This window comes from Parasphingorhabdus sp., from assembly GCF_048269915.1.
Lineage (GTDB): Bacteria > Pseudomonadota > Alphaproteobacteria > Sphingomonadales > Sphingomonadaceae > Parasphingorhabdus.
The window spans coordinates 453,169-473,970 of the sequence record NZ_JBLWTY010000001.1 but is presented as its reverse complement, the minus strand read 5'-3'; the positions used below and the strand labels follow the sequence as shown (position 1 = coordinate 473,970).

At 57.2% G+C, this 20,802-nt stretch carries 20 protein-coding genes and 1 riboswitch; of the genes, 6 read left to right on the top strand and 14 right to left on the bottom strand.

Annotated elements, in window-relative coordinates:
• Window position 1: 1 nt before the first annotated feature.
• From ACN0WX_RS02185 to ACN0WX_RS02170, 4 genes are read right to left on the bottom strand one after another with little or no spacing between them, the layout of a single operon-like run.
• On the bottom strand, window positions 2-451 hold the full coding sequence (locus ACN0WX_RS02185; protein WP_417620635.1) for a DoxX family protein: 450 nt from the start codon (window positions 449-451) through the stop codon (window positions 2-4).
• 13 nt (window positions 452-464) lie between these two features.
• The gene (locus ACN0WX_RS02180; RefSeq protein ID WP_417620634.1) at window positions 465-1,208 is read right to left on the bottom strand and encodes a putative DNA-binding domain-containing protein; all 744 of its coding nucleotides are present in this window, start codon (window positions 1,206-1,208) and stop codon (window positions 465-467) included.
• Window positions 1,192-2,064 (bottom strand): DUF692 domain-containing protein, encoded by an 873-nt coding sequence (locus ACN0WX_RS02175; RefSeq protein ID WP_417620633.1) that lies wholly within the window; start codon window positions 2,062-2,064, stop codon window positions 1,192-1,194. The genes ACN0WX_RS02180 and ACN0WX_RS02175 overlap by 17 nt, the downstream gene beginning before the upstream one ends.
• 60 nt (window positions 2,065-2,124) lie before the next feature.
• The gene (locus tag ACN0WX_RS02170; RefSeq protein WP_417620632.1) at window positions 2,125-2,418 is read right to left on the bottom strand and encodes a DUF2282 domain-containing protein; all 294 of its coding nucleotides are present in this window, start codon (window positions 2,416-2,418) and stop codon (window positions 2,125-2,127) included.
• Window positions 2,419-2,744: 326 nt separating this feature from the next.
• Between ACN0WX_RS02170 and groES the strand changes: the two genes are divergently transcribed.
• The 3 genes from groES (at window position 2,745) to ACN0WX_RS02155 (ending at window position 6,735) form a co-directional block, all read left to right on the top strand.
• The gene (groES, locus tag ACN0WX_RS02165; RefSeq protein ID WP_417620631.1) at window positions 2,745-3,035 is read left to right on the top strand and encodes a co-chaperone GroES; all 291 of its coding nucleotides are present in this window, start codon (window positions 2,745-2,747) and stop codon (window positions 3,033-3,035) included.
• 48 nt (window positions 3,036-3,083) lie between these two features.
• Entirely contained in the window at window positions 3,084-4,736 is a 1,653-nt protein-coding gene (groL, locus tag ACN0WX_RS02160) for a chaperonin GroEL (protein WP_417620630.1), read from the top strand.
• 151 nt (window positions 4,737-4,887) lie between these two features.
• The gene (locus ACN0WX_RS02155) at window positions 4,888-6,735 is read left to right on the top strand and encodes a DUF885 domain-containing protein (protein ID WP_417620629.1); all 1,848 of its coding nucleotides are present in this window, start codon (window positions 4,888-4,890) and stop codon (window positions 6,733-6,735) included.
• Between the two features lie 224 nt (window positions 6,736-6,959).
• On the opposite strand, the gene ACN0WX_RS02150 is transcribed toward ACN0WX_RS02155, so the two are convergent.
• Window positions 6,960-7,646, bottom strand: a complete 687-nt coding sequence (locus ACN0WX_RS02150; protein WP_417620628.1) for a DJ-1/PfpI family protein — start codon at window positions 7,644-7,646, stop codon at window positions 6,960-6,962.
• Between the two features lie 18 nt (window positions 7,647-7,664).
• A riboswitch (ZMP/ZTP riboswitch) is annotated at window positions 7,665-7,748 on the bottom strand.
• Window positions 7,749-7,850: 102 nt separating this feature from the next.
• On the opposite strand from ACN0WX_RS02150, the gene ACN0WX_RS02145 reads away from it, so the two are divergent.
• Complete coding sequence (locus ACN0WX_RS02145) at window positions 7,851-8,588, top strand: energy transducer TonB (RefSeq protein WP_417620627.1); 738 nt, start codon at window positions 7,851-7,853, stop codon at window positions 8,586-8,588.
• A gap of 80 nt (window positions 8,589-8,668) precedes the next feature.
• On the opposite strand, the gene ACN0WX_RS02140 is transcribed toward ACN0WX_RS02145, so the two are convergent.
• Window positions 8,669-9,085 (bottom strand): MAPEG family protein, encoded by a 417-nt coding sequence (locus tag ACN0WX_RS02140; RefSeq protein ID WP_417620626.1) that lies wholly within the window; start codon window positions 9,083-9,085, stop codon window positions 8,669-8,671.
• Window positions 9,086-9,275: 190 nt separating this feature from the next.
• Between ACN0WX_RS02140 and ACN0WX_RS02135 the strand changes: the two genes are divergently transcribed.
• The gene (locus ACN0WX_RS02135; RefSeq protein ID WP_417620625.1) at window positions 9,276-10,085 is read left to right on the top strand and encodes a GGDEF domain-containing protein; all 810 of its coding nucleotides are present in this window, start codon (window positions 9,276-9,278) and stop codon (window positions 10,083-10,085) included.
• 77 nt (window positions 10,086-10,162) lie between these two features.
• The gene (gene polA, locus ACN0WX_RS02130) at window positions 10,163-12,967 is read left to right on the top strand and encodes a DNA polymerase I (RefSeq protein ID WP_417620624.1); all 2,805 of its coding nucleotides are present in this window, start codon (window positions 10,163-10,165) and stop codon (window positions 12,965-12,967) included.
• A gap of 30 nt (window positions 12,968-12,997) precedes the next feature.
• Here polA and ACN0WX_RS02125 read toward each other — a convergent pair whose 3' ends face one another.
• From ACN0WX_RS02125 to ACN0WX_RS02090, 8 genes are read right to left on the bottom strand one after another with little or no spacing between them, the layout of a single operon-like run.
• The gene (locus tag ACN0WX_RS02125; RefSeq protein ID WP_417620623.1) at window positions 12,998-13,147 is read right to left on the bottom strand and encodes a DUF2474 domain-containing protein; all 150 of its coding nucleotides are present in this window, start codon (window positions 13,145-13,147) and stop codon (window positions 12,998-13,000) included.
• A complete protein-coding gene (gene cydB, locus ACN0WX_RS02120; protein ID WP_417620622.1) occupies window positions 13,147-14,151 on the bottom strand; it encodes a cytochrome d ubiquinol oxidase subunit II in 1,005 nt (334 codons plus the stop codon). The genes ACN0WX_RS02125 and cydB overlap by 1 nt, the downstream gene beginning before the upstream one ends.
• Window positions 14,148-15,569: a cytochrome ubiquinol oxidase subunit I gene (locus ACN0WX_RS02115; protein WP_417620621.1), complete on the bottom strand. Its 1,422-nt coding sequence runs from the start codon at window positions 15,567-15,569 to the stop codon at window positions 14,148-14,150. The genes cydB and ACN0WX_RS02115 overlap by 4 nt, the downstream gene beginning before the upstream one ends.
• Complete coding sequence (locus ACN0WX_RS02110) at window positions 15,566-17,335, bottom strand: SulP family inorganic anion transporter (RefSeq protein WP_417620620.1); 1,770 nt, start codon at window positions 17,333-17,335, stop codon at window positions 15,566-15,568. The genes ACN0WX_RS02115 and ACN0WX_RS02110 overlap by 4 nt, the downstream gene beginning before the upstream one ends.
• A 9-nt stretch (window positions 17,336-17,344) precedes the next feature.
• The gene (locus tag ACN0WX_RS02105; RefSeq protein WP_417620619.1) at window positions 17,345-18,940 is read right to left on the bottom strand and encodes a TIGR01244 family sulfur transferase; all 1,596 of its coding nucleotides are present in this window, start codon (window positions 18,938-18,940) and stop codon (window positions 17,345-17,347) included.
• Window positions 18,941-18,967: 27 nt separating this feature from the next.
• On the bottom strand, window positions 18,968-19,375 hold the full coding sequence (locus ACN0WX_RS02100) for a DUF6691 family protein (RefSeq protein WP_417620618.1): 408 nt from the start codon (window positions 19,373-19,375) through the stop codon (window positions 18,968-18,970).
• A complete protein-coding gene (locus tag ACN0WX_RS02095; RefSeq protein ID WP_417620617.1) occupies window positions 19,372-19,812 on the bottom strand; it encodes a YeeE/YedE family protein in 441 nt (146 codons plus the stop codon). Before ACN0WX_RS02095 ends, ACN0WX_RS02100 begins: the two co-directional genes overlap by 4 nt.
• Window positions 19,812-20,729 (bottom strand): MBL fold metallo-hydrolase, encoded by a 918-nt coding sequence (locus tag ACN0WX_RS02090; RefSeq protein WP_417620616.1) that lies wholly within the window; start codon window positions 20,727-20,729, stop codon window positions 19,812-19,814. Before ACN0WX_RS02090 ends, ACN0WX_RS02095 begins: the two co-directional genes overlap by 1 nt.
• Between the last annotated feature and the right edge of the window lie 73 nt (window positions 20,730-20,802).

Here is a 20,802-nt window from a genome sequence, read left to right as displayed (position 1 = left end):
CTCAGCCCAGCCGGTGTCCGATCAGCCGGTCCAGCGAGAACAGGCCGCCTCCGCGCACGATCAGCACCATTGCCATTGCCACCCAGAGAATATGGGTCTGCCACCAGACCGCCATTTCCGGGAACACGAACGTCTGGATCACCAGAGTCATGCCCAAAATGCCAAGCGCGCCGAAACGTGTTGCCAGTCCCAGGACCAGCAGAACCGGTAGAAAATGCTCCATGTAGGTGGTGACATAGGCACCCAGTTGGCCGTTGAATATGGGCACCTGATTGAACGGCGCGTCCGAAAACTGGAAAAATGTCGTATCCTTGATCGTCAGCCAGCTGCCTTCCTCGACCTTGGTGCGCGCCGATCGCCAGAAGATTCCGGCCAGCGCCACGCGGGTGAACAGGAGAGCAATAGCCTCCGGCACGACGCCGCTTGCCATGCGGACCAGTCTTCTCGTCATAACCGTCAATATTTCACCCCTCGATATGCATCAGCGCCCCGGCCTGGATCAGCTTGACAAGGTGCTGCATCGCCGTGGTTTCATCTCCCAATTCGAGCGCATGTTCCAAAAGGTTACCCATGGTCGCGCTCTCGCTAATTTTTTCGGCAATGGCTTGCTCGACGCCGGTAAGCGGATGAAATAATATCTGCGCTTCCGGCCGGACTATCAAAAGGGCACCAGGCATCGGGGCGCCGGGATCGCTGTCGGCCAGTCCGGAGAGTTCCGGTGACAAGCGACCGGTGATCGCGACCAGACGCAATGCCGGATGGGCGGCAATCGGAAAGGCGAGCAGCTTGTCCTCGGCCAGCGCGGCAATATCGGCAAGCAGAAGGGGTGCGGCTTCCGCGCTGCGATAGCTTTCCAGCCAGGCCCACTCGATCCGGGCGAGATCCACCGTGCTGCTGTCATGGCCCCGATCGCTCAGAAAGACGGCAAAATCGGCGGCGATGCGGTTGAGGTCGCAGGCCAGGATATGATCCTGCTCGATATAGTCGCGGGAGACAGCGTGAAATGTCTCGTGACCCATATGGGTGTGCAATTTGGGATAGCTGTCTTCCAGCGCCACAAGCCGGGCGTGGGAGATGGTATTGGCATGGGCTTTCATTCCCAACAAGGCGCGATCGGCGCTCTGCATGAACAGGTCGTCGGGGAAATGCGCCGGACCTTTCTGCAGGCAGGCGATAAAGCGTGCCTGGCTTTCAGCGAGCGAGGGCATGGCGAGGCTCTGTGGTTGAAAGATCACCCAATATCCCATCGGCCTTGGCGACTTCGGCCATGAGCACATCATATTCCGGGATATTGCTGTCCCATTCGATCAGGGTCGGCCTGGGGCCGGCGCGCTTGATGAAGCGGCGATAGAGGTGCCAGCTGGTATCGCTGACGATCGAACCATGATCATCGATCAGCAGCGGCCCGCTGGCATGCTCCTCGCGCGCATGGCCGGCGAGGTGGATCTCGCCGACGATGGCGGGATCAATTGCGTCGATATAGGCTTCCATATCGAGCCCGACATTGGTCGCGGTGACCTCGACATTATTGATATCGAACAGCAGTCCGCAGCCCGCTTGGCGGCAGAGCGCGTGGATGAAGTCGGTCTCGCTCATCTCGTCATCGCGATAGTCCAGATAGCGGGACGGATTCTCGATCAGGATCGAACGCCGGAGGCGGTCCTGAACCTTGCCTATCTGGGCGACAAAATGCTCGAGCGCTTCGCTTGTATAGGGAATCGGGAGCAGGTCGGGATAGCGGTCATGGGCATTGCCGCTCCAGCTGAGATGGTCGGATACCATCGCCGGCTGGTAGCGGTCGCACAAGGCGGCGATTTTCTCCAGATCATCGGCGTTGAGCCCGTCGGCGCTGCCCAGCGACAGGCCGACGCTGTGAAAGCTCAAAGGGTAAACCCCGGCGATGGCGGTGAGCCAGCGGTGCGCCGGGCCACCATCGCCGAAGTAATTCTGTGGATGGACCTCGACCCAGGACGGGTGTTTCGCCTCCCCGCCGTCGTCCAGCACATTGCTGTAATGGACCGACTTCAAACCTATGCCGCCCGATCGAGGGAGGGAGCGGGGCATTGATGCGGCTGACGAAACATGAGGATCAGGAATTGCGGCCATCCACGGAATTTAGCGCGTTCAGCTCTTTTTGGGAACCGGTTTCGCATTGCCTTTGTGCGCGGTCAGTGTGCCGCCCAGCTTGACGCATTCGCCTTTGGCGACATATTTCCAGGCATCGCCCTGATAATCGATGGTCGAGGTTCCGGCGCAACTGGTACCCGGACCCGCCGCACAACCATTTTCTCCGGCCAGCGCGACGCCGTAGCATTTTTCCTTGGCACCGGCCGCCTGGGCCGCAGTAGCAGACAGGGACAGGGTTGCGGCGGCGGCCAGGGCGGCAGCCGCAGCGGTATTTTTGATCAAATCAGACATGAAATTTCCTCTCTAGAAACGGGGGGACGGTTCGAAACCCGGTAAAACGGGTTCATGGTGCCATTCGTGGCCCCCGGTGGTCCGGTTACATCTCGTCCCTCTAGCAACGGGGATTGTCGGTGGAACGAATCGCAATGCCTCGGAAATCCGGCAAAAATCGTGTGAAATATTTTCACCCCTTTCCCTTGACGGCAGATGAATAGACATTACATGGACCTCGTTAGCACTCGAAAGGAGAGAGTGCTAATTTACTCATATTCTGCTCTCCCGGCTGGTCTCGAACGACCGGCCTGAAGAGATTTGGATTGGACAAGAAAGGGAAATCTATGAAATTTCGTCCATTACATGACCGTGTACTGGTGCGCCGCGTCGAGGCGGATACCAAGACCGCTGGCGGCATCATCATTCCGGATAGCGCACAGGAAAAGCCATCCGAAGGCAAGGTTGTCGCAGTCGGCAATGGCCTGAAAGACGACAATGGCAAGGCAACGCCGCTTGACGTTAAAAAAGGCGACAAGATTCTGTTCGGCAAATGGTCCGGCACGGAAGTCACCATCGACGGCGAAGAGCTGATCATCATGAAGGAAAGCGATATTCTCGGCGTTCTCGAGAAATAAGCGCTTCCCCCATTCATCCCATCAATCATGTAAGCAGAGGAAAATATCATGGCTGCTAAAGACGTAAAATTTGGTCGTGACGCTCGCGAACGCATCCTCAAGGGTGTGAACACGCTGGCCGACGCCGTAAAAGTAACCCTCGGCCCCAAAGGCCGTAATGTTGTGCTCGACAAGAGCTTTGGCGCACCGCGCATCACCAAGGACGGTGTTTCGGTTGCCAAGGAAATCGAACTGAAAGACAAGTTCGAAAATATGGGCGCACAGATGCTTCGTGAAGTTGCATCGAAAACCAACGATGTTGCCGGCGACGGCACCACCACTGCCACCGTTTTGGCTCAGGCTATTGTCAAGGAAGGCATGAAATCCGTGTCGGCCGGCATGAACCCGATGGATCTGAAGCGCGGTATCGATCAGGCTGTTGAAACTGTGGTTGCAGACCTCAAGAAGCGTTCGAAAGACGTCAAGGGCAGCGAAGAAATTGCCCAGGTTGGCATTATCTCTGCCAATGGCGACCGTGAAGTCGGCGAGAAAATCGCCGAAGCCATGGAAAAGGTCGGCAAGGAAGGCGTGATCACGGTTGAAGAAGCCAAGGGTCTCGACTTTGAACTCGATGTTGTTGAAGGCATGCAGTTTGACCGCGGTTACCTGTCTCCCTACTTCATCACCAACCCGGACAAGATGATTGCGGACCTCGAAAATCCTTACATTCTGATCCACGAAAAGAAGCTGACCAACCTGCAGCCATTGCTCCCGATTCTGGAAGCAGTTGTTCAGGCCGGACGTCCGCTTCTGATCATTGCCGAAGATATTGAAGGCGAAGCGCTGGCTACTCTGGTAGTCAACAAGCTGCGCGGCGGCCTCAAGATCGCAGCGGTGAAGGCACCTGGTTTCGGTGATCGCCGTAAAGCGATGCTTGAAGACATCGCGATCCTGACCAAGGGTGAAATGATCTCCGAAGATCTCGGTATCAAGCTGGAAAGCGTTACGCTGAACATGCTCGGTGAAGCCAAGAATGTTACTATCGACAAGGATAACACCACGATTGTCGACGGTGCTGGCAAGAAAGCGGACATCAAGGCGCGCGTTGAAGCGATCCGTAACCAGATCGAAAACACAACCTCCGACTATGACAAGGAAAAGCTGCAGGAACGTCTGGCGAAACTCGCTGGCGGTGTGGCCGTGATCAAAGTCGGCGGCGCGACCGAAGTTGAAGTGAAAGAGAAGAAAGACCGTGTCGACGACGCGCTGCACGCAACCCGTGCTGCTGTTGAAGAAGGCATTGTCCCTGGCGGCGGAACCGCGCTTCTTTATGCAACCTCTGCTCTGAAAGGCCTGGAAGGCGCCAATGACGACCAGACCCGCGGCATCGACATTGTTCGCAAGGCGCTGCAGGCTCCGGTTCGCCAGATCGCTGAAAATGCCGGTTTCGACGGCGCGGTTGTTGCTGGCAAATTGCTCGACCAGAAGAGCAAGGACTTCGGTTTCAACGCATTCAGCGATGTGTATGAAGATCTTGTCAAAGCTGGCGTTATCGATCCGACCAAGGTTGTCCGTGCTGCTCTGCAGGACGCTTCCTCGGTTGCCGGTCTGCTGATCACCACCGAAGCGGCTGTGGCAGAAACGCCATCAGAAGACAAAGCCGGCGGCGGCATGCCCGACATGGGCGGCATGGGCGGCGGCATGGGCGGCATGGGCTTCTAAACCCGACCGTCCGGCGCAAGTCGAACCAATCAAGAGGGGCCGGAAGGAAACTTCCGGCCCCTTTTTGCATTAGGCGTCAGATTAATTTCCAAATCCTGTCATTTGTGCAATGACGGTGTTTATTGAAAATACAGCGACAGGGTGAACGCTTATGCAAGTCCGGCTCCATTTTTTCCATGCGGCTTTGGCAACCTGTCTGCTTGCCTTGCCTGTCGGTCCGGCTGTGGCCGCGCCAGAGCAAGTCGCGGTTGCGGCGTCGAATGAAACCGATCGCATCAATGCGTGGTTCGATGCCAAATATGAAGAACAGCTGCGGTTCAGTCCGATCGAGCAAACCTTTGTCGGGCGCAAGACCGATTACGGTCTGATCGACGATTTCAGCGATGCAGGTGCGGACAGGGAGCTGGCCTGGCTGCGCAGTGCGGTGGCCGAAATGCAGCGGGATTTCGACTATGACAAGCTCTCGCAGGACGCCAGGATATCTTATGATATCTGGCTGTACAATCTGGCGCAGGCCGAAGCCGGGCTGCCATATCGGACCAATCGCTATGCGCTGCATCAGCACAACGGGCTGCAGAGCTTTTTCCCGACCTTTCTGATCAACACACACAAGGTGGATAGTGAAGCGGACATGATCGGTTTCATCCAGCGCCTGTCGGGCGTGGCCACTGCTCTCGATCAGCTGTTGGCGCGGGCAAAGACCAACGCGGCGGCAGGAACCCGTCCGCCGCGTTTCGCCTATGAAGGGGTGATTGATCAATCGACCAAGATCATCAGCGGCGCGCCTTTTGACGGGGGGCCGTCTTCGGCCATCTGGGTCGCGACCGAAGAGAAGTTGCAGGGGCTTGTTGACAAGCAGATCATCGACGAGGTGCGCGCCGGGGAACTCCGTAGTGAGGCACGGACTGCGCTGGTCGGGGCCTTTGCGCCAGCATATCAGCGTATCATTGCCTGGTATGAAGCGGATATGCCGAACACCGACCCGGACGCAAGAGGGGCCGGTGCACTGGCAAACGGACAGGCTTATTATAATTATCGCCTGGCCAACCAGACGACGACCGAACTGACCGCCGACGAAATCCACAATCTGGGTCTCAGCGAAGTCGCGCGGCTGCGCAGCGATATGGAAGCGGTCAAGGACAGGGTGGAATTTGACGGCGATCTCAAGGCCTTTTTCAAGTTTATCCGCGAAGACGACCGCTTCTATTTTTCCGATGATGACGCCGGGGCAGACCAATATATTGCCGCTGCCAAGGGCCATATCGAGGCGCTGAAGAAAAAGCTGCCCGAATATTTCGGGATTTTGCCGAAAGCCGATCTCGAAGTCCGCCGGGTCGAGGCTTTCCGCGAACGCGACGGCGCGGCCCAGCATTATCGCAGCGGCACACCCGATGGTTCGCGGCCGGGTATATATTATGCCCATCTCTCCGACATGCGGGCGATGCCGATTCCCACGCTGGAGGTGATTGCCTATCATGAAGGCCTGCCGGGCCATCATATGCAGATTTCCATCGCGCAGGAACTGACCGGCATTCCTGTGTTCCGGACACAGGCGGGCTATACCGCCTATAGCGAGGGCTGGGGTCTCTATGCAGAAACGCTGGCCAAGGAAATGGGCGGCTACCAGGATCCCTATTCAGAATTCGGTCGGCTCACCAGCGAGATATGGCGGGCGATCCGGCTGGTCGTCGACACCGGCCTGCACGCCAAGGGCTGGAGCGAAGAGCAGGCGGTGGCCTATTTTCTGGAAAACAGCTCAATCCCGGAAGCCGCCGTGCGCTCCGAAGTGCGGCGCTATCTGGTCAATCCCGGGCAGGCCACCAGTTACAAGATCGGCATGCTCAAGATACTCGAACTGCGCGCGCGGGCAAAGCAGCGGCTCGGCGACCGGTTTGATATCCGCGCCTTCCACGACCTGATTCTTGGCGGTGGGGCGCTGCCGCTCGGCATATTGGAGCAGCGGGTCGATCAATGGCTTGACGACACGGCCGGTTCCTAAGGGGCGACGCGCAATAGGGTTCATTCTTCCCGCAACAAGAATGTTGTCGGGCAGGATGATCCTCGCCGAATTGCTCCCGAACCACGGAGAGAAGCGCGTAACGCCCAATCGTTTGTGTCAATTGAATAGCCGCCCCCAGGACGGTGATGTTTCGCGCAGCTTTGAGAATATCCTGACCGCTTACGAGACCCGGGTCAATGGTAGCGATATCGGCAAGTCTTTGGTCAGGATCGAAGCGGGATGATCTCCGCGAGATTGGCCAACACCGCATCATAGCTGCGTTCGCGTAACAGCGCCACCCGCTCCGGGTCCGCTACATCCGGATGACCGCTATGAAATGGTGGGTGTGGATCATATTCCAGCCCCAGCTGGACGGATTCGGCAAATTTCTGTCCGGCGATTTCGGCAATTACGACTAGCGCGAAGTCGATGCCCGACGTGACGCCGCCCGCAGTAATGATATTGCCATCCTTGACGACCCGCGCTTTTTCATGGGTCGCGCCGAAGCGTTCCAGCAACGAAATATACGCCCAGTGGCTGGTCGCTCGTTTGCCCTCCAGCAGGCCGGCCGCGCCGAGCGCCAGCGAACCGGTGCAAACAGATGTTATATATTGCGCTCCGGCGGCCTGATCGCGGATAAATTGCAGAGTCTCCGCATCGGCGATCACGTCCCTCGTGCCAAATCCGCCGGGTATGCAGAGCAGGTCTGCCTGCGGGCAATCAGCGAAACTGCAGTTTGGCAGAATCGCAAAACCGCTGTCGGTTTCAATCGGCTGGATACGCTTGGCAGCGGTATGAACGACTGCTCCTGGCATCCGGGCAAGAAATTGCGCGGGACCCGTGAAATCCAGCTGGGTAATGCCGTCGAATAGCAGAAAGACAATATGGAAGGGTTTTTGGGTGTCGGTCATCGGGCTACTCCTTGGTTAGAGAAATGCCCAGGCGATCGGCTGTCAAAATCGTCCGCTCCCCGATGGGTTCCCATCTTGATCTCGCCAGTTACGAACACGGCCTGTTTATCAACAAAGCGGGGCATGATCAATCGGATCCTGTTCGTCTTCCCGGAGGCAAGCGGATATTAATATGCCATCTGATATGAGGCATGGATGGAATATGTGACGGATGAAAGATGGCCGGATCGCGCAAAATCGCTATTTGCGGTGATCATGATTCATGCCGCTATCGGCTATGCGCTGGTGAGCGGCATGGGAATGGAAATGGTGAAATCTGTATCCGCCGGGCTCAATGTTATTACCATCACCGCGGCGGCACCACCGGAACCGGTCCCCGACAGGAAACCGGCCCAGGCAGAAGAAGGGGCGGCTTCTCAGGAAAACCTCAAAGCCAGGGCGAGCCAAATTGTCGCGCCGAAGCCGGCGGTAAAGCTTGATATCATATCGCCGGTCGTTGCTGCGCCGATTTCCGGACCCGGACGGGACAATGACTCCGGCGCTTCTGACCGGCCGGGTTCCGGGACCGGTGGTGGCGGGCAGGGGGAAGGTTCTGGCAGTGGCAGTAGCGGCGACGGTTCCGGGGCGGGGGGCATAGTGTCCGGACCCCGCCATGTTTCCGGCGCCTTTACCCGCAAAGATATTCCCCGCAATGTCTGGAAAGCCGCGGCGCGCGGTGATGTTGTCGCCCATTTTACAGTCGGTGTCGACGGCCGTGCCAGCGATTGTCACATCAAGCGATCCAGCGGCCATCCTGCGCTGGATGCGATCACCTGTGAACTGATCGAAGCGCGCTTTCGTTTCGAACCGGCGCGGGATGCATTCGGGCGACCGGTTGCGCAGCCTTATGGCTGGTTGCAGCAGTGGTGGCGGGACGGGCGCGGTCCGCAGCGGGTCAACTAATCCCCTCCTGCATCCCCATATAATCGCGTTTTCCCCCGGACATGCCCAGGATTCGCAGCCGATATGGGGAGGGAGAATAGCTAGAATATGCCCGCGAGCAGATAGCCGCCGAGGGCGATAAAGCTGCCGAAGGTACTGAACGCGCCAACGGCCCGCATGATCAGAAAGGCCCGGGTTTTTTCGGCACCGTGCGATCCGGCGACGGTAGACATGGCCACCGCGTGAAATATCCGGCCCAGGATAAATATAATGGCGATGATCCCGACCACATCATTGGGTACCACGGTCATTTCGGCCAGTGCCAGCACAACGACGAATAAAGCAGCGTTTTCCGCGAGATTGCCATGGCGGCGAATCTTGCGTTCGAGCGCCGGATCGTCGCCGGTACCCAGATTGACCCGGTGCCGACTGCGGTGCATGCCAACCAGTAGCATAAATATGGCCTGCATGATGATGAGTATGGCACCGGCGACGGCAGCAATAATCGGCGGGGTCATTCAGCATTCTCCTGGTTGATCTTTCTTCTTCCTGGGGGATTTGCGGTAGTGGATCAGCAGGTGCAAGATTTTATCGGCCAAAAAATGGCAAGTCAAAGCGCCACATTGCGCCCTTTTAGTAAAAAATTAACCATGAATTTGCACCGCTATTCAATCTATTCCCGCTATCTGCCGCTGCATGATTTCAACCATGTCACAAATGTCGCCCATCCGGCAGACCGTCATCATCTCCTTGATCGCGGTGCTCGCGTCATTCACATTCACCAGCGTGGCATATCTTGCAGTTTTCGGGTTGGATGACCGGTTCTGGCGGGCGATGGGCATCGCGATCATGGTGCCCTGGGGGGTCACTATTCCGCTGTGCTTCTATGCGTCCAAACAGCGATTTTCGCTCACCAATTTGACCAACCAGCTCCAGAATGCGCAAATAAAATTGCACGAAGTGAACAAGGCGCTCGAACAGCGAGCCAATTTTGACGGGATGACCGGTCTGCACAATCGGGACAGCTTCCTAGCTCGGCTCGATCAAATGCGTGCGAGACAAATGGCCAATATATTGATGATCGTCGATGTCGATCATTTTAAGGAAATCAACGATAATTATGGACATGCGGCTGGCGATCAGGCGCTGATCCTGGTTGCCAATATATTCCGCAAGGTTTTGCGCAGGAAAGATCTGGTCGGCCGGATTGGCGGGGAGGAATTTGCTATATTTCTGCCCGGCACCAGTCCGGCGGAAGGCAAGGTAATCGCCGATATGGTCCGCTATGAAATCGAGAATACGATTTTCGAACCGTATCACAAAATGCGCCATGTGATTACCGTCAGCATTGGCTTGACCGACATTTCCTCGAATCAAGACCGCTCCGAGCGCATGGCGCATGCCGATACCGCTTTGTTCGCTGCCAAACGACGCGGGCGCAACAAGGTGGTATTGTTCGAGCCGGGCATGCTCACTGAGCTGCGTCCGTTCCATGGCATGATGCGGGATTTGCACTGAATTAAACCAAATCCAAATTCCCGAAGACGCGGAATTTCAAATGACGAAGGCGGTTGGCGCTGCTAGTGCTGGCGGCCATGACGGACTCTCCAGACAGCAAACCCAATCATCTCTATCTTGTTGATGGCTCGGCCTATATTTTTCGCGCCTATCATCGGCTCCCGCCGCTGACCAACGTGCATGGTGAACCGGTCGGGGCGGTCTATGGCTATACCACCATGTTGTGGAAGCTCGCCGACGAGCTCAACAAGGCAGACGGCCCGACCCATATGGCGGTGGTGCTCGACAAGGCGGGGACCAGTTTCCGCAATGATATCTACGACCAGTATAAGGCCAACCGCCCGGAAGCGCCGGAGGATCTCAAGCCGCAATTTCCGATGATCCGCGATGCGACACGGGCCTTTTCTCTGCCATTGATCGAGGAAGAAAATGTCGAGGCCGATGATATGATCGCCTCATATACCAAGGCGGCACTGGAAGCCGGCTGGCATGTCACCATCGTATCGTCCGACAAGGATTTGATGCAGTTGATTGAACCGCGCGATGACAGCCGGGTCGATATGCTCGACACGATGAAAAACGGCCGGATGAACCGCGCTACGGTAGAGGAGAAATTCGGCGTCGGACCCGAAAAGCTTGGCGATGTGCTCGGCCTGATGGGCGACAGTTCCGACAATATCCCCGGCGTGCCCGGGATTGGACCCAAGACCGCCTCGAAGCTGATCAACGAATATGGCGATATCGAAAGTGTGCTGGCCGCTGCGCCGGAGATGAAAAAATCCAAAATGCGCGACAATCTGATCGAATATGCCGATCAGGCGCGGCTGTCGCGGGTGCTGGTGACGCTCCACGAGGACTGTTCCCTGCCGGATACGCTCGAGAGTTTCCTGATCCAGGATATACCGGAAGAGCCGCTCCGCGAATTTCTGACCCACCACGGCTTTAACAGCCTGCTGAAAAAACTGGGTGGCGATGGCCATGCCCAGCCGCAGGACCCCGATGTTGCCGACAAGGCGCCACCGCCGCCGGCGGCGAAACTGCCCGATGCTCCCGCCATCGACCGCGCGCAATATACCTGTGTGCAGACCGTGGAAGCGCTCGACCAGTGGATCGAGCGGGCTAAGGAAAAAGGCGTTTGCGCGGTTGATCTGGAGACCGACAGTCTGGAAAGCGTAACCGCGCGCATCGTCGGTGTCTGTCTGGCGACCGGCCCGAATGAGGCTTGCTATATCCCGCTCGGTCATGGCAGCGGCGACATGTTTGGCGAGACGCCCGACCAGATTGACCTGGACGAGGCGCTGACGAAGCTGAAACCGCTGCTCGAGGATGACGCAATACTCAAGGTCGGGCAGAATCTGAAATATGACATGGGCGTGCTGGCCCAGCATGATATCCGGGTCACCCCGTTTGACGATACATTGGTGATGAGCTTCAATCTCGACGCGGGGCTGCATGGCCACGGCATGGACGAATTGAGCAAGCTGCATCTCGGACACGAACCGATCAGTTTCAAATCGCTGACCGGGACCGGCAAAAAAGCGATTGGCTTTGCCGAAGTGCCGCTCGACAAGGCGACCGAATATGGTGCCGAAGATGCCGACGTGACGCTTCGCCTCTGGGAAATCCTGCGCCTGCGCATGGTCCCGGAACGCGCGACCCGCATCTACCAGATGGTCGATCGTCCGCTGGTGCCGGTGATTGCCGGGATGGAAGAAGCCGGCGTGCTGGTCGACCGCGAGGAACTGGCGCGTCTGTCGACGACCTTTGCCGAAGAAATGGAAAAGCTGGAAAAGCAGATTCATGAAATTGCCGGCGAACCTTTTTCCATTGGCAGCCCCAAGCAGCTTGGAGAAATCCTGTTTGGCAAGCTCGGGTTGAAGGGTGGCAAGAAAGGCAAGTCGGGGCAATATTCGACCGATGTCACGGTGCTCGAACGGCTGGCCGGTGACGGCGAGCCGATCGCACAGAAGGTGGTCGACTGGCGGCAGCTGGCGAAACTCAAATCGACCTATACCGATGCCTTGCAGGAACAGATCAACGCAAAAACCGGGCGCGTCCATACGTCCTATTCGTTGAGCGGCGCGCAGACCGGGCGACTGTCCTCAACCGAACCGAATCTGCAGAATATACCGGTCCGTACCGAGATCGGCCGCCAGATCCGGCAAGCCTTTGTCGCCGCGCCGGGCAATGTCATCCTGGCCGCCGACTATAGCCAGATCGAACTGCGCCTCGCCGCGCATATTGCCGATGTCGATACGCTGAAAGAGGCGTTTGCCAACGGCGAGGATATCCACAACCGAACCGCGCAGGAGCTGTTCGGGGAGGTCGACCGTGATACCCGTGCGCGCGCCAAGACGATTAATTTCGCCATACTCTACGGTATATCCCGTTGGGGCCTGGCCAAGCGTCTGGAGGTTGATGCGGATGAAGCGCAGGCCATGATCGATACATATTTCGAGCGCTTCCCCGGCATCAACCAGTATATCTCGACGACCCTGCAATCGGTCCGCGAGGCGGGTTTCACCGAGACATTATTCGGCCGCAAGACATGGTTCGAACGGATCAAGTCGGGCAATCAGGCCGAGCGGCAGGGTAGCGAGCGCGCGGCGATCAATGCGCCGATTCAGGGAACCAGCGCGGATATCATCAAGCGCGCGATGGCGCGCATGGGCCCGGCGCTGACCGATGCCGGACTGGGCAATGTCAAAATGCTGATGCAGGTGCACGACGAACTGGTCTTCGAATTGCCCGAGGGCGATGTCGCTGCGGCCAGCGAAGTGATCCGTTCGGTGATGTCCGGCGCGGCAGAACCGGCGGTAAAGCTGTCTGTGCCGCTGGATGTTGATATCGGGACTGGTAAAAATTGGGACGAAGCCCATTGATGGGACAGCCCAAGGCTTCCCGCTCCCCTTTCAGGCCTTGATCCAGAACCGGATGAACAAGCCGACTGTGCCTATGGCAAGCACGCCCATAGCCCAATAAGCCAGCATCCAGATCAGCCGCCTGGGTAAGGGTGCAGCATCCGCCGTTTTGCCATCTGCCGAAAGCGGATCAAAAGCCATTAGTGATATCCGTCCGATCCGACCTTCCCGCGAAACACCCAATAGGCCCAGGCAGTATAAGCGAGAATGATCGGGACCATGATGGCGGCTCCGATGAGCATGAACAACTGGCTTTCATAAGGAGCGGCTGCCTCCCAGATCGTGATGCGTCCCGGGATGACATACGGCCACATCGAGACTCCCAAACCAACGAGACACAGCCCGAACAGTCCGAGGGCATAGAAAAATGGCGCCGCCTCCTTGTGTTTCGACAGGCTCCGGAAAAACAGCATCGACATTATCACAGTAGCCAACGGGATTTGAGCGGTCGCAATAATGCCAGGATAAGCGAGCCAGCGCGTGTAATATTCACCCTCCAGAAAGGGTGTCGCTGCACTAACGGCGGCAATGGCGATCAGCAGCAAAATACCGAGCCGGCCGGCATAACTGTAGCATTGACGTTGCAGCGGCCCTTCGGTTTTCCAGATCAGCCAGCAACATCCGAGCAGGGCATAGCCAGCCAGCAGTGCGAAGCCGGTGAGCAGGCTGAACGGCGTTAGCCACTCCCACCAGCCGCCGGCATAAGCGCGGCCTTCGACCGTGATCCCCTGAAGCAGGGCGCCCAGTGTGATGCCTTGCGCGAAGGTCGCGATGACCGAGCCAGCAGTGAAGGCCAAATCCCAACGGGCCCGGTGGGACGGATCCCGCCAGCGAAATTCAAAAGCTACTCCGCGCAGCACCAGTCCGAGCAACATGGCGATCAAGGGGGCGTAGAGCGCCGGCAAGACGATGGCATAGGCCAGCGGAAACGCGGCCAATAGTCCACCTCCACCGAGCACCAACCAGGTTTCATTCCCGTCCCAAACCGGTGCGATGCTGTTCATAGCCGTATCACGATCTGAACCGACCTTGAAATTGGGAAACAGAATGCCGATGCCGAGATCAAAGCCGTCCATGACCACATAGACGATGACGGAAAAGGCGATAATGGCCGCCCAGATGACGGTCAGGTCGATGCCGGTCATGTCGCTACTCCTTCGTCAGTATCTGCGTCGAGAACCGCCGCTGCCGGGGTCGTTCCGGCCGAACGGATGGGTGCGTCATCAGGTGTTGGTTCATGCGCTTCAGGGGTTTTTGCGGCAAGTTTGAACAGATATATGATGCCGGCGCCGAAGACGACGAAATAGACGACCACAAAAGCCATCAGCGAAGCGGCAACTGCCGGTGCATCGAGCGGTGCTGCGCTCTCGCTCGTACGGAGGAGGCCATAGATGGTGAAGGGCTGCCGTCCGACTTCGGTGGTTACCCAGCCGGCCAGCACGGCGACAAAGCCCGATGGTCCCATCACCATGGCGGCGCGGTGCAACCAGGGCCAGTCATAGAGTTTTTTACGGGTCCGGGCGACGAGGCTCCAAAGGCCGATGCCAAGCATGGCAAAGCCAAGGCCGACCATGATCCGGAAGGCCCAGAACACGATTCCGACCGGCGGTTCGTCTTTGTCAGGAATGGTATCAAGCCCGGCCAGCGGCGCGTTGAGATCATGTTTAAGGATCAAGGATGAGGCCTTGGGTATCTCAACCGCATAATCGACGCGCTTTTCCTTGCTGTTGGGAATACCGAACAGGATCAGCGGCGCGCCATCGGGATGGCTTTGATAATGGCCTTCCATTGCCATCACTTTCGCGGGCTGATGCTCAAGCGTATTGAGACCGTGCAAATCGCCCATGAATATCTGGGCCGGCGCAACCAGTGCTGCCATCCACATCGCCATGGAGAACATTTTGCGGGCGCCCGGGTTGGTCTTGTCTTTCAGCAGATGCCAGGCACCGACGGCGCCGACTGCAAATGCGGTGGTCAGATAGGCAGCAAGTACTGTGTGCACGAGCCGATAAGGAAAGCTGGGATTCCAGATGATATCCCACCATCCTGCTGCCGGTACATATTGACCGACTTCGTTGATTGCAAAGCCTACTGGAGTCTGCATCCAGCTGTTCACTGACAAAATCCAGAATGCGGAGATAAATGTCCCGACGGCCACAGCCAGTGTCGCGACAAAATGCAATTTGCGCCCGACCTTGTTGATCCCGAACAGCATCACGCCGAGAAAGCCGGCTTCGAGGAAAAATGCAGTCAGCACCTCATAAGCCATGAGCGGGCCGATAATCGGTCCGGCCTTATCGGAAAATACCGACCAGTTTGTCCCGAATTGATAGGACATGACGATGCCGGAAACGACCCCCATGGCAAAGACCACCGCAAAAATCTTGAGCCAGTAGCGGTAGAGGTTGGCGTAAACGCCCTTGTCGGTTTTCAGCCAAAGCCCTTCCAGAACCGCGAGATAGCTGGCGATACCGATCGTAAATGCGGGAAACAGGAAATGGAAACTGACGGTAAATGCAAATTGCGCCCGTGCCAGATTAATTGCGAGATCATTTTCTATCATATCAGGCCTCTTGCGCTCCAAATATCAATCGGACTGTCGGCTTTGTCTTCGAGGTTCGCAATTGCAATTAGTGCAGAATATGCTTCATTTTGTGAAAGATAGACTTTTCCTGACAATTGGTCGAGAAAATGCGAGCGTTTCAGCCGGTCCATCACCGGCCCCTTGACCTCGGACAGGTGGAGCGAAATGCCGCCATCCTCAAGCCGGTGATTGATCGCCTCGATGCTTTCCAGCGCCGACGCATCAATCGCATTGACCGCCGAACACATCAATATGACATGGCGAACGCTTTTCTGTTCGGCGACCTGTTCGAGGATGAATTCTTCGAGCCAGCGTGCATTGAGATAGGTGAGGCTTTCATCGATGCGGATCGTCAATATGCGGGGATCGGTAAAAACCTTGTGCCGATTGACGTTGCGAAAATGCTCGGTTTCGGGGACCCGTCCGACGATGGCTGCATGGGGACGCGAACTGCGCCACAGGAAAAGCGCCAGGCTGAGGCCGACACCGGCGATCACGCCCGGCTCGACGCCGGCGAGCAAGGTGACACCAATGGTTGCCGCCATGGCGGCAAAATCCATTTTCGAATAGCGCCAGATCGTTAGCGGGGTTTTGAGGTCGACCAGACTCAGCACGGCGACAATGATGGTCGCGGCCAAGGTGGCGATGGGAAGCGAAGCGAGCAGCGGGGTGAGAAACAGTGCCGCCAGGGCGATCCCGACCGCAGTGAAGGCTCCGGCAGCGGGCGTTTCCGCGCCGGCATCGAAATTCACCACCGAACGGGCAAATCCGCCGGTGACTGGATATCCGCCCGAGAAAGCCGCCGAGATATTGGCTGCGCCGAGGCCGATCAATTCCTGATCCGGATCGATCCGCTGACGCCGCTTGGCTGCCAGTGTCTGGCCGACAGAGACGGATTCTACAAACCCGATGATGCTCAACAGCAACGCCGGTATCGCCAGCGTTTTCCACAGTTCCATATCGATCAACGGTACGGAAAAGGGCGGCAGGCTTTGCGGGATGTCGCCGACCACCTTGACCCCCTGGGCCTCCAGATCGAACAGGATCGTCGCGATGGTAGAAACGGCAACAGCGGCTATCGGTCCCGCCTTGGCGATCAGTTCGGCCGGCCGGGCGGGAAGGCCAAGGCGCATCAGCAAGGGCTTCAGGCCCTTGCGGACCCAGAAGAGAAAGGCGGTTGCGGAGACGCCGATGATCAGCGTCGGTATATTGGTTGTCCCGATCGTCGCAACGATGCTGGAAACCAGTTCGGGCATCGCGGCTCCGCTCGCCTTGATACCAAAAATCGATTTCAGCTGGCTGGTCGCGATGATGATACCGCTGGCGGTGATGAAGCCGGAGACAACCGGATGGGAGAGCAGATTGGCCAGAAAACCGAGCTTGAATATGCCCAGAAGCAGGAGGAACAGCCCCGAAAGCAGGGCTAATACCAGTGCGGCTGCGATAAATTCCGGGCTCCCGGGAGGGGCAACGGCGCTCGCGGCGGTCAGAGTCATCAGCGACACCACTGCAACGGGTCCGACCGCCAATGTCCGGCTGGTCCCGAATATCGCATAAGCAATCAGCGGCAGGATCGAGGCGTAGAGGCCAATTTCAGGCGGCAATCCTGCCAGCATGGCATAAGCCAGGCTTTGCGGGATCAGCATGATGGTCACGATGATGGCAGCGACGCCATCATTGGTCAGCGTCGTGCTGTTATAGCGGCTGCCCCAATCGAGGATCGGCAAATAGCGGGAAATTTTCATGCGGCTGTCTTATTCCGCGCCGATGCGGTGGGGTTTGACCATCCATTCACGTCCTTTGAGCATGCCATGCCAATAGACTGGTGGCAGGATCGTATCCTTTAGCAGCCAGGAGAGCCGTGAGGGCCGTGTGCCGTCGATCAGCCAGTTGGGAAAGCTCGGCAGTAGCTTTCCACCATAGCCAAATTCGGCCAGCACGACCTTGCCGCGCTCAACCGTCAGCGGGCAACTGCCATAGCCGTCATAATCAGCCACAGGCGGCTTGCCCTCAAGGGCTGCGAGGGCATTAACAGCAACAATCGGGGCCTGTTTGCGGACGGCCGCCATCGTCTTCGCATTGGGCGCGCTGCAGGCATCGCCAAGCGAGAATATATTGGCATATTTGCTGTGCCGCAGGGTTGCGGGGTCAACATCAACGAAGCCACTTTCGGCTGCCAGCGGACTGGAGCGGACAAAATCGGGAGCCATTTGTGGTGGGACGACATGGATCATGTCAAACTCTACCTCGACCCTTTTGGTTTCCTCCCCATGTTTCTGTTCAAAAGTAGCAATCTGGGCCTCGCCATTCACTGCGACCAGTCTGGATTCGAGGTTCAGATGAACATCATATCGCTCAACATATTCCATCAAGGCGGGCACATATTCCTTGATACCGAACAGCACTGCGCCAGCATTGTGAAACTGTACGTCAATATCGCCCAAGACGCCTTCTTTTTCCCATTTGCTGCAGGACAGATACATCGCCTTTTGCGGTGCTCCTGCGCATTTTATCGGCATCGGCGGCTGTGTGAACAAGGCTCGTCCGCCAGCCAAGTGCTTCACGAGGCGGAAAGTATAGGGCGCTAGGTCGTAACGGTAATTGGAGGTGACACCATTTTTGCCCAAAGCCTCCGGCAGGCCGTCAATCGCTTCCCAATCAAGCTTGATGCCCGGGCAGACGATCAGCACATCATATCCGATTTCCTGCCCGTCAGCTGTGAGGATAGAATTATTGTCAGGATCAAATGAGCGGACTGCAGATTGAATCCATTGCGCTCTGGCAGGGATCAGATCCTTTTCCTTGCGGTGCGTGAATTCCGCAGAAAAGGCCCCACCTCCGACCATTGTCCAGCCGGGTTGATAATAATGGTCGTCGGCCGGGTCGATAATCGCAAGCGAGATTTTTCTGTCCCGCTTCAACATGCTGGCAGCGGTAGCAATGCCAGCAGATCCGCCACCGACAATGACAACGTTATACTGGCTGGATGGCGAAAAAGTTTTCTCTGATTTTTGCCGTGCCATGTCGGTCAATTTGGTAGACCGCGCACCGGACCGGCAATAAGCGAGGACGGGCGCAGGAAGGTCTGCTAGCGCGGCAGCCATTTTCTCGCCGTCCTGATCAGTCATTGCCCCGGGCACCACCGGAACATATGCAAATTGCAGGCCCGCTTTTTTCGCGGTTTCGGCCACGGCGGCAGAGCGGGGGTGATCACCGTCCTCGTCATCGGGCCGGTTGCAGATGATCGATTTAAACCCAGCTTTTGCCAGTATTGCCACATCACCAAGCGCAAGTTGCGGTGATACGCTCACGCTATCGCTCAACTTTGTTATTTTCTGCTTGTCTGTCATTGGACATCCTTCATGGCCGTGTCTTTTTTAACTTGTCACCCGATGCAATGTCATTCCCGCCAGCAATGCGCCCACGAAGGCCAAAGCGGGCAGGGGGTTGATCGCCAAGTCGGCTAGCCCCGGCCCCGGACAGAGACCGCCTATGCCCCAGCCGACGCCGAAAAGCACCGCACCGATCGTCAGCTTGCGATCAATGAGTGTAGTGCCCGGAAGCGAGAAATGCGCATCGGCAAAAGGCTTGTCGAGCCGCTTTTGAATGATCCAGGCAAATGCCATCGGAATCATCGCTCCGCCCATCACAAAGGCGAGGGTCGGGTCCCAATGGCCAAAAAGATCCAGAAATCCTTGTACACGCGCGGGATCAGCCATGCCTGAATAAGCAAGGCCGGCACCAAATAATGATCCCGCAAACAGGGCGACCAATATCTGCCTCACAGCACACCTCCTACACGCATGAGCGCGACCGTGACGAAGCCGCTGGCCATGAATATGGCTGTAGCAATCAACGAACGCGGGGACAGTCTCGACATCCCGCAAACGCCGTGACCGCTGGTGCAGCCCGAACCAAGGCGCGTGCCATAACCAACCAGCAAGCCGCCAATAACCAACGGAATGACCGAGGGCGGGAAACGCGTTTCAATGCCGCCGGTGACCGACGCCATAATGAAGGCACCCAGCGGAAGACCGATGATAAAGGCAAGTGCCACACTGCGCGGAGCCCCGCTGTCGGCGATCCCGGTGGCGCGCGCGGCCAGGCCGCTGACTCCGGCAATGCGGCCAAGGCCGAGCAGCATGATTGCTGCGGCAATACCGATCATAAGTCCGCCGATCAGACCTTCCAGCGGCATGGCTTGGGGAAATGCGGAGAGCATCAGACGCCGTTCAAAGGAACTTTGAGATAGCGCACCCCATTGTCCTCCTCGGGTGGTAGATGGCCTGCGCGCATGTTGACCTGTACCGATGGCAGGATCAGTCGCGGCATAGCCAGCGTCTTGTCCCGCTCGGTCCGCATATTGACAAATTCATCTTCCGTAATGCCATCATGCGCGTGGATATTGCCCTTCCGCTGTTCGGCAACGGTGGTTTCCCAGACATATTCGGTCCGGCCCGCGGGCAGATAATCATGGCACATGAACAGGCGGGTGGTCGGGGGAAGTTCCAAAATACGGCGCAGCGAACGATAGAGTTGCCGTGCGTCGCCGCCCGGGAAATCGGCGCGGGCGCTACCATAATCGGGCATGAACATCGTGTCGCCAACAAAGACCGCATCGCCGACGACATAGGCAATGTCAGCGGGTGTGTGACCGGGGACATGCATCACCGTTACGTCTAATTCGCCGATCTGGAACGTGTCTCCGTCGGCAAATAGTCGATCAAAATCGGATCCATCTCGCTGAAATTCGGTGCCGGCATTGAACAATTTCCCGAAAACATTCTGTACGGTCACGATATGCTCGCCAATGGCAATTTTTCCGCCCAGCTTTTCCTGCAGATAGGGCGCCGCTGACAAATGGTCAGCATGGGCGTGCGTCTCGAGCAGCCACTGGACCGTCAGGCCCTGTTCCTTGACGTAAGCAATAACCTCGTCGGCGGAATCAAAGGAGGTCCGGCCGGAGGCAGGATCAAAGTCAAACACGCTGTCGATAATGGCGGCACATTTGGTCTCTGCATCGTGCACCACATAAGTCACGGTGTAAGTCGCTTGATCAAAAAATGCCTTGATTACAGGGATTTTACGCTGGGCATTGGAAATCTGTTCTGTTGCATGAATCAGGGTCGAATCAGTCATAGAAAATTCCTCATATTCATATTTACATAAATCATGTAATCAATTATATAGCTTACGTCAATATCCTAGCAAT

Bases quoted from the DNA above. Each gene is read 5' to 3' on its own strand.
- ACN0WX_RS02090 (WP_417620616.1), bottom strand. From the start codon at position 20,729: ATGACTGATTCGACCCTGATTCATGCAACAGAACAGATTTCCAATGCC.
- ACN0WX_RS02155 (WP_417620629.1), top strand. From the start codon at position 4,888: ATGCAAGTCCGGCTCCATTTTTTCCATGCGGCTTTGGCAACCTGTCTG.
- ACN0WX_RS02150 (WP_417620628.1), bottom strand. From the start codon at position 7,646: ATGACCGACACCCAAAAACCCTTCCATATTGTCTTTCTGCTATTCGAC.
- cydB (WP_417620622.1), bottom strand. From the start codon at position 14,151: ATGACCGGCATCGACCTGACCGTCATCTGGGCGGCCATTATCGCCTTT.
- polA (WP_417620624.1), top strand. From the start codon at position 10,163: ATGACGGACTCTCCAGACAGCAAACCCAATCATCTCTATCTTGTTGAT.
- ACN0WX_RS02125 (WP_417620623.1), bottom strand. From the start codon at position 13,147: ATGGCTTTTGATCCGCTTTCGGCAGATGGCAAAACGGCGGATGCTGCA.
- ACN0WX_RS02105 (WP_417620619.1), bottom strand. From the start codon at position 18,940: ATGACAGACAAGCAGAAAATAACAAAGTTGAGCGATAGCGTGAGCGTA.
- ACN0WX_RS02095 (WP_417620617.1), bottom strand. From the start codon at position 19,812: ATGCTCTCCGCATTTCCCCAAGCCATGCCGCTGGAAGGTCTGATCGGC.
- ACN0WX_RS02110 (WP_417620620.1), bottom strand. From the start codon at position 17,335: ATGAAAATTTCCCGCTATTTGCCGATCCTCGATTGGGGCAGCCGCTAT.
- ACN0WX_RS02170 (WP_417620632.1), bottom strand. From the start codon at position 2,418: ATGTCTGATTTGATCAAAAATACCGCTGCGGCTGCCGCCCTGGCCGCC.
- groES (WP_417620631.1), top strand. From the start codon at position 2,745: ATGAAATTTCGTCCATTACATGACCGTGTACTGGTGCGCCGCGTCGAG.
- ACN0WX_RS02180 (WP_417620634.1), bottom strand. From the start codon at position 1,208: ATGCCCTCGCTCGCTGAAAGCCAGGCACGCTTTATCGCCTGCCTGCAG.
- ACN0WX_RS02135 (WP_417620625.1), top strand. From the start codon at position 9,276: ATGTCACAAATGTCGCCCATCCGGCAGACCGTCATCATCTCCTTGATC.
- ACN0WX_RS02115 (WP_417620621.1), bottom strand. From the start codon at position 15,569: ATGATAGAAAATGATCTCGCAATTAATCTGGCACGGGCGCAATTTGCA.
- groL (WP_417620630.1), top strand. From the start codon at position 3,084: ATGGCTGCTAAAGACGTAAAATTTGGTCGTGACGCTCGCGAACGCATC.
- ACN0WX_RS02140 (WP_417620626.1), bottom strand. From the start codon at position 9,085: ATGACCCCGCCGATTATTGCTGCCGTCGCCGGTGCCATACTCATCATC.
- ACN0WX_RS02185 (WP_417620635.1), bottom strand. From the start codon at position 451: ATGACGAGAAGACTGGTCCGCATGGCAAGCGGCGTCGTGCCGGAGGCT.
- ACN0WX_RS02175 (WP_417620633.1), bottom strand. From the start codon at position 2,064: ATGCCCCGCTCCCTCCCTCGATCGGGCGGCATAGGTTTGAAGTCGGTC.